We start from the raw sequence: 6870 nt of genomic DNA on the forward strand, positions 1-6870 counted from the left end.
CCGCGTAGCGCGGCCAGGCCGGCGCGCAGCGACCTGCCCGCCAGGCGCCACCAGGGTGCGCAGACGCGGCTCATTCGGCAGGCTCGACGATGTTCTGGTCGATGGCGCCGAAGATGCTCTGGCCGTCCTTGCCCTTCATCTCGATGCGGATGGTGTCGCCAAAGCGCATGAACTCGGTCTTGGGCGCGCCGTCCTGGATGGTCTCTATGCAGCGCTTTTCGGCGATGCAGCTGTAGCCCTTGGGCCACTCCATGCGCCGGTTCTTGCCCTTGCCGCTTTCCACGCCCTTGTTGCTCACGGTGCCGCTGCCCACGATGGAGCCGGCGCGCACATTGCGCGTCTTGCAGATATGGGCGATGAGCTGGCCGAAGTGAAAGCTCATGTCCTCGCCCGCATCGCACATGCCGACCTTGCGGCCGTTCCAGGTGGACTGCAGCGTCAGGTGCAGGCGGCCGCCCTTCCAGGCGTCGCCCAGCTCGTCCAGCGTCACGGCCACGGGGCTGAAGGAGGTGGCGGGCTTGGACTGGAAGAAGCCGAAGCCCTTGGACAGCTCATTGGGGATCAGGTTGCGCAGGCTCACGTCGTTGGCCAGCATGACCAGGCGCACGCCGCCCAGCGCACGCTCGGGCGTGGCGCCCATGGGCACGTCGGCGGTGATGACGGCGATCTCGGCCTCGAAGTCGATGCCCATGGACTCGCTGGGCACCACCACGTCGTCGCAGGGGCCCAGGAAATCGTCGCTGCCGCCCTGGTACATCAGCGGGTCGGTGTAGAAATTGGCGGGCACCTCGGCGCCGCGCGCCTGGCGCACCAGCTCCACATGGTTGATGTAGGCCGAGCCGTCGGCCCACTGGTAGGCGCGCGGCAGCGGCGCCATGCACTGGCGCGGATCGAAGGCAAAGGCATGGACCGCCTTGCCGCTGTTGAGCAGGTGGTACAGGTCCTGAAGCTGGGGCGCCATGTAGCTCCAGTCGTCGAGCACCTGCTGCATGCGGCTCGCTATGCCGGTCGCATAATGGGCCTGGCTCAGGTCGCGTGACACCACGACCAGTTGCCCGTCCCGCGATCCGTCCTTGTATGTGGCAAGTTTCATGCTGCTCCCCCGTGCCGCCGCCGCGCGCCACGGCATCCGGGCAGCGGCCTGGATACCCATGGCGACGCAGCCACGAATTACGATAAGTTAAATTGATTTAACTAAACAAAACCAAATTCTATTGCAATGGACAAGGAACGCGCAGGGATTCAATCGGTCGAGGTCGGTTTTACATTGCTGGAGGCGCTGACGCGCGCCCGGGGCCCGCAGATGCTCAAGGACTTGGCGTCCGACGCCGGCATGAGCGCCGCCAAGGCGCACCGCTACCTCGTGAGCTTCCAGCGCATCGGCCTGGTCACCCAGGACGCGCGCACCTCCCGCTACGACCTGGGCCCGGCCTCGCTCAAGCTGGGCCTGGCCTCGCTGGCGCGGCTGGACCCCGTGCGGCTGGCGCGCGAACGCATGCCCGCGCTCATGGAGCGCATCCACCACACGGCGGCCATCGCCGTCTGGGGCAACCACGGGCCGACCATCGTGCACTGGGAGGAAAGCGCGCAGTCGGTCACCGCCAACCTGCGCCTGGGCGACGTCATGCCCATGCTGGCCTCGGCCACCGGGCGCTGCTTCGCGGCCTGGCTGCCGCGCGAGGTCACGGCCCCGCTGCTGGAGCCCGAGGTGGACAAGGCCCGCCGCATCCAGCGCAAGGACCTGCCGCTCACCCCCGAGGCCATAGATGCCATGCTGGCCGAGGTGCGCGAGCGCGGCACCGCCCGCGTGGTCGATACCGTGCTGCCCGGCATCGTGGCCTTTTGCACGCCGGTCTTCGACTCCTCGGGCCATATCGTGCTGGGCCTGACCACGCTGGGCTCGATTGCCACCTTCGACCCCGAATACGGCGGCGCCATCGATGCACCCCTGCGCGAGGCCTGCGTGCAGCTGTCCCAGGACCTGGGCTGGAATGCCTGAAATGCACCTGCGCCAGCGCGCCCTGCCCGCCCTCACCGCCGTGGTGCTGGGCGTGCACGCCCTGGCCCTGCTGGGCCTGCCGCTGTGGAGCCAGGTATCGGCGCCGCACACCGAGGTGGCGGCCATGCAGACGCGGGCGCTGTCCCTGCCCGAGCCACCCGCCCCCCCGCCTGCAGCGCCCGTACCCGCACCGAAGGCGCCTGCGCCCAAGCCGCAGCAGCCTCGCCCCAAGGTCCAGCGCCCGGCACCCGCCGCGCCCACCGCACCTGCGCCCGAGCCGCTGGACACGCCCATCCGCGAAACCGTGGAGCCCTTGCCGATGGCCGCAGCGCAGGAGCCTGCTGCATCGGAAGCCTCTGAAACCGCCGATGCCGGCAGCGGGGCAACCCCGGCCACGCCGCCGGCGCCGCCCGCTCCCAAGCCCGAACCCGAAACACCGCCCACTCCCTCGGCCGGCCCGGCCCAGGGCATGGCCATCACCTCGCCCGACGGCACGCCGCTGGCCTCCGACGCCCCCGTTCCCGTGCAACTGCCCGATCCTGCGCGGCTGTCGTTCGCCGTCACCGGCCAGGCCAAGCGCTTCAACTATTCGGCCAATGCCGAGCTGGTCTGGCGCCATGCCAACGGCCAGTACCAGGCCAGCCAGGAAGTCAGCCTGTTCCTGCTGGGCTCGCGCTCGCAGACCAGCGAGGGCCGCATCACCGACAGGGGCCTGGAGCCCAGCCGCTTCAACGACAAGGCGCGCAAGGAGCAATCGGCGCAGCTGGCGTTCGACCAGAACCTGGCGCGCTTCAGCACGGGCGCGCCCGACGCGCCCATCGCGCCCGGCGCGCAGGACCGGCTCAGCGTGTTCCTGCAGCTGTCGGCCCTGCTGGCGGCGGCGCCGCAGCGCTACCCGGCGGGCACGCAGATCAGCTTCATCACCGTCAGCGCACGGCGCGCCGACCGCTGGACCTTCCGCGTGGGCGAGACCGAGACGCTGGACCTGCCCTCGGGCAGCACGCAGGCGCTGCGGCTGGACAAGATCGCGGCGGCCGGCGATGACCAGCAGGCCTCGCTGTGGCTGGCGCCGTCCATGCAATACCTGCCCGTGCGCATCCGGCTGGCGCAGGACAACGGCGACTTCGCCGATCTGCAGCTCAAGAGCCGCCAGGCGCCATGACACACGGGACACCGGTGGGACACCGGTGATTTCCCGGTAGTCCTGCACTTGCAGCCACCGCCACCGCCCGCCTACCACAGCGCGGCCTGCGGCACACGCCGCAGCGCATGCCAATCCGTGGAATACTGCATGCAAGTGCCTGCGATAGATCGGGACCCCCACGGTCCTTGAAATCCGGCGCTTCGCAGCCATGTAGGCTGTGCGACGCCCGGCAACGGGCCAGAAAGGGAACACCATGCAAATGCTTTACGACTCCGAATCTTTTGTGGTGCTCCATCTGCGTCCCGACATGGATCCGGATGCAGCGGCCGGCGAAGCTGAGGTCGATGCCGCCCGCCAGCTGCCACGCCACGGCTTCGAAATCGTGGACAAGCGCTCGGGCAAGGAGGTCTATCTGGACGGCTCCTGGGCCGAGATGTTCCAGAAGCAGATCATCGCCTGGCAGCAGGACGCCCCCACCGAGGAAGAGGTCGAGGACGCCCTGGAGCGCTACGCCGGCCTGGCCCAGCAGCCTGTCGTGGTCCACTGACAGCACACAGCGCACGGTCCCGTGAAGGGACTTCGCGCCAGGCCCGCCGCAGGTTCTCTGCGGCGGGCCTTTTCTTTGGGCGCGGCCATTGCGCGCACCCTGGTGCTTTCACCGATCCGCAGGCTGCGCCTGCTGCCTAGAATCGCCGCACAGGTTCAAGATTTGAAGACCATCTGTGAGATGGTCTTGTCGCGCCTGTACGGTTTGCCGGCCTCTTGCAGAAACACAGGAGGCCAGCATGCAGACCAGCATCCACAGGGTTCGCGGCGTTCAGGATGTCATCGCCTACATCGACGCACGCCAGGGCATTTCAGGCCGCGCCGGCACCATCTGGTGGCTGGCCCTCGGCGGACTTTTCCTCGACGCATTCTCCAACTCCGCACTCAGCGTGGGCCTGGGCCCCATGACGCGCGACCAGCAGCTGACGCCGGCCGAAGTGGCCTGGATGACGTCGCTGGCCTCCTGGGTGTCCATCGCCTTCAATCCCATCGGCGGCTGGATGGCCGACCGCTGGGGCCGCATGCGCCCGCTGGTCATCGCCAAGGTGCTGGCCGTGGCCGGCGCGCTGCTGGTCAGCATGGCGCCCGACTACGCCACCATCCTCTTCGGACGCTTCTTCGTGGGCGCGGCGTATGGCATCGACTTCGCCATCGCCATGGCGGTGCTGGCCGAATTCACGCCCGCCCGCCTCAAGAGCCGGCTCAATGTCTGGCAGGGCATGTGGTACATGGCCGTGTGCAGCAACCTGGTGCTGGCGCTGTGGTTCCATTCCTGGGATGTGGGCGATTCGCTGTGGCGCTATTCGGTGGCTGCCACGGCGGTGTTCGGCCTGTTCATCCTGGGCATGCAGGCCGCGCTGCTGGTGGAAAGCCCGACCTGGCTGGCACGCAAGGAGCGGCTGGATGACGCCGCCCGCGCCATGACGCGCATCTACGGCGCACACGGCCAGCGCTTCGAGGCCGCGCCGCCCGCCGAACGCCTTCCCGTGCTCAACCCGGCCCGGCGCGGGCTGGCCAATGTGCTGCTGATCTTTCGCGGCATCTACCTGCCGCGCACGCTGCTGGCGGCCACGGTGCAGATAGGCCAGTCCATCCAGTACTTTGCCGTGGGCTGGTACCTGCCGCTGATCAGCGCCTCGCTGTTCGGCAAGGACTTCCGCGAGGCCACGCTGGGCGCGCTGGTGTTCAACGTGTTCGGCATCGTCGGCGGCTTCCTGTCGCCCGTCATCGGGCGCAGGCTGGGCCTGCGGCGGGCCTCGGCCTTCGGCTTTGCGCTGGTGTTCCTGATGCTGCTGGTGCTGGGCCTGTTCAACGGCCGCATGCCGATCTGGCTGGCCGTGGCCGTGCCCTCGCTGTTCATCCTCTTTCATTCGGGCGGGCCCGGCGCCAACGGCAAGAGCCTGTCCACGCTGTCGTTCCGCAGCGAGCTTCGCGCGGGCGCCAACGGCGTGATCGGCGCGCTGGGCGCCATGGGCGCGGCGCTGGGGCTGCTGGTGTTCCCGCTGTTCCGCCAGCAGTACGGGCTGGAGAACACCTTCCTCATCCTGTCCGTGGTGCCGCTGCTGGCCAGCATCGTCTGCTTTTCCATCCGCTGGGACCCCACGCGCACCACGGTGAACCCCGACGACGAGCCCGGCGCGCCCCAGTTCGCGGACGGCGCCGCCCCGCCCGCCAAGATCGCTCAAACCACCGCCTGAAAGAGAACACTCCATGCACCATGAAGCCGTGATCCTTTGCATCGACGAAGGCACCTCGGGCACGCGCGCCGCCGTCGTGGGGCGCGACGGGCAGGTGTCCGCCCAGGACTATCTGCCGCTGGAAATCCACTGCCCGCGCCCCGGCGTGGTCGAGCAGGACGCCGACCTGCTGCTGGAGCGCACGCTGGACGTGTGCCGCCGCGCCATCGCCCGCGCCCAGGGCAGCGGCCAGCAGATCGTGGCCCTGGCCATTGCCAACCAGCGCTGCTCGGCCGTGCTCTGGGACACGGCCACGGGCCGTTCGCTGGCGCCCATCATGGTCTGGCAGGACTCGCGCCACCGCGACGAACTGGCCCTGCTGGCCGGCGACTGGGATGCCCGGCTGATCCGTCACGCGGGCCGGCCCGTGGGCGTGCGTTCGCCCTACCTGTGGGCCGCGCGCAAGCTGCGCGAATGCCCGGCCGTGGCCCAGGCCTGGCAGCAGCGCCGCTTGGCCTTCGGCACCATCGACTCCTGGCTGCTGTGGCATCTGTCGGATGCGCGCGCCGTGGTCACCACGCCCACCAATGTGACCTCGGGCAACGCCTATGCGCTGGGCGATCACCGCTACCTGCAGGACTGGCTGGACGCGCTGGAGTTTCCCGCCGAGTTGCTGCCCCGCCTGTGCGAGGACGTGCAGGACTTCGGCCGCACGCGCACCGAGCTGCTGGGCCTGGCCGTGCCCATCCTGGCCTGTGCGGGCGACCAGCATGCGGCCGCCGTGGGCCTGGGCTGCCTGGAGCGGGGCCAGGCGCTGTGCGTGCATGGCACGGGCAGCTTCGTCGATGTGCTCACGGGAACAAAGCTGCCCGCGCATGACGCGGCCCATGAAAGCTCGCTGACCATGACGGCGCGGCGCATGGACGGTGTCTCGCGCTATGCCATCGAGACCTATGTGCCCACCACGGGATCGGCGCTCAACTGGATCTGCGAGAAGCTGCAGTGGTTCGACAACCCGCAGCAGATCAGCACCCTGGCCCGCGAGGCCGAGACGCCGGCCGACCTGGTCTTCATCCCCGCGCTCACCGGCCTGCGCCTGCCGGCCATGGAGCCGGGCGCGCGGGCCTCGATCTCGGGCGTGTCCATGGCCACCTCGCGGCCGCAGCTGGCGCGCTCCATCCTCGAAGGCATTGCGCATTCCGTGGCCTCCTGCGTGCAGGCCGACGAGGCGGCCGCAGGCACCGAGGTGGGCGAGCTGCTGGTGGGCGGCGGCCTGTCGGGCAGCGATGCGCTGCTGCAGATCCAGGCCGACCTGGGCGGCCTGCCCGTGCGCCGCCTGGCCGATACCGACAAGGCCAGCCTGCGCGGCATCGCCTTCATGGCCGGCAGCGCAGGCCTGCTGTGGGACGGGCTGGAGCAGGCTTGCGCCACGCTGCGCACCGAAGCGGTCTTCACCCCGCGCATGGCCGCCGACGAGCGCGGCGAGCGCCGCCGCATCTACGCGG

Annotated in this window: 6 protein-coding genes; 5 read left to right on the forward strand and 1 reads right to left on the reverse strand. The window is 69.5% G+C overall.

What is annotated here, in order from left to right; genetic code table 11:
* Positions 1 to 70 precede the first annotated feature (70 nt).
* Positions 71 to 1093, reverse strand: a complete 1023-nt coding sequence (locus L995_RS23185) for a fumarylacetoacetate hydrolase family protein (protein WP_026062874.1) — start codon at positions 1091 to 1093, stop codon at positions 71 to 73.
* Between the two features lie 126 nt (positions 1094 to 1219).
* Between L995_RS23185 and L995_RS23190 the strand changes: the two genes are divergently transcribed.
* From L995_RS23190 to L995_RS23210, 5 genes are all read left to right on the forward strand, one after another.
* Entirely contained in the window at positions 1220 to 1999 is a 780-nt protein-coding gene (locus tag L995_RS23190) for an IclR family transcriptional regulator (RefSeq protein WP_012203056.1), read from the forward strand.
* Positions 1992 to 3161 (forward strand): DUF3108 domain-containing protein, encoded by a 1170-nt coding sequence (locus L995_RS23195; RefSeq protein WP_047473858.1) that lies wholly within the window; start codon positions 1992 to 1994, stop codon positions 3159 to 3161. Before L995_RS23190 ends, L995_RS23195 begins: the two co-directional genes overlap by 8 nt.
* Before the next feature lie 235 nt (positions 3162 to 3396).
* Positions 3397 to 3690, forward strand: a complete 294-nt coding sequence (locus L995_RS23200; RefSeq protein ID WP_047473859.1) for a BTH_I0359 family protein — start codon at positions 3397 to 3399, stop codon at positions 3688 to 3690.
* Between the two features lie 238 nt (positions 3691 to 3928).
* The gene (locus L995_RS23205; RefSeq protein WP_047473860.1) at positions 3929 to 5386 is read left to right on the forward strand and encodes an MFS transporter; all 1458 of its coding nucleotides are present in this window, start codon (positions 3929 to 3931) and stop codon (positions 5384 to 5386) included.
* 13 nt (positions 5387 to 5399) lie between these two features.
* Positions 5400 to 6870, forward strand: a 1471-nt coding sequence (locus L995_RS23210) for an FGGY family carbohydrate kinase (RefSeq protein ID WP_047473861.1), incomplete at its 3' end; no start/stop codon positions are given.

Source organism: Delftia sp. ZNC0008 (assembly GCF_000799035.1).
GTDB lineage: Bacteria > Pseudomonadota > Gammaproteobacteria > Burkholderiales > Burkholderiaceae_C > Comamonas > Comamonas tsuruhatensis.

What these genes read in the sequence shown, in the direction of transcription:
- L995_RS23205 (WP_047473860.1), top strand. Translation starts at nt 3,929, where the DNA reads ATGCAGACCAGCATCCACAGGGTTCGCGGCGTTCAGGATGTCATCGCC.
- L995_RS23195 (WP_047473858.1), top strand. Translation starts at nt 1,992, where the DNA reads ATGCCTGAAATGCACCTGCGCCAGCGCGCCCTGCCCGCCCTCACCGCC.
- L995_RS23190 (WP_012203056.1), top strand. Translation starts at nt 1,220, where the DNA reads ATGGACAAGGAACGCGCAGGGATTCAATCGGTCGAGGTCGGTTTTACA.
- L995_RS23185 (WP_026062874.1), bottom strand. Translation starts at nt 1,093, where the DNA reads ATGAAACTTGCCACATACAAGGACGGATCGCGGGACGGGCAACTGGTC.
- L995_RS23200 (WP_047473859.1), top strand. Translation starts at nt 3,397, where the DNA reads ATGCAAATGCTTTACGACTCCGAATCTTTTGTGGTGCTCCATCTGCGT.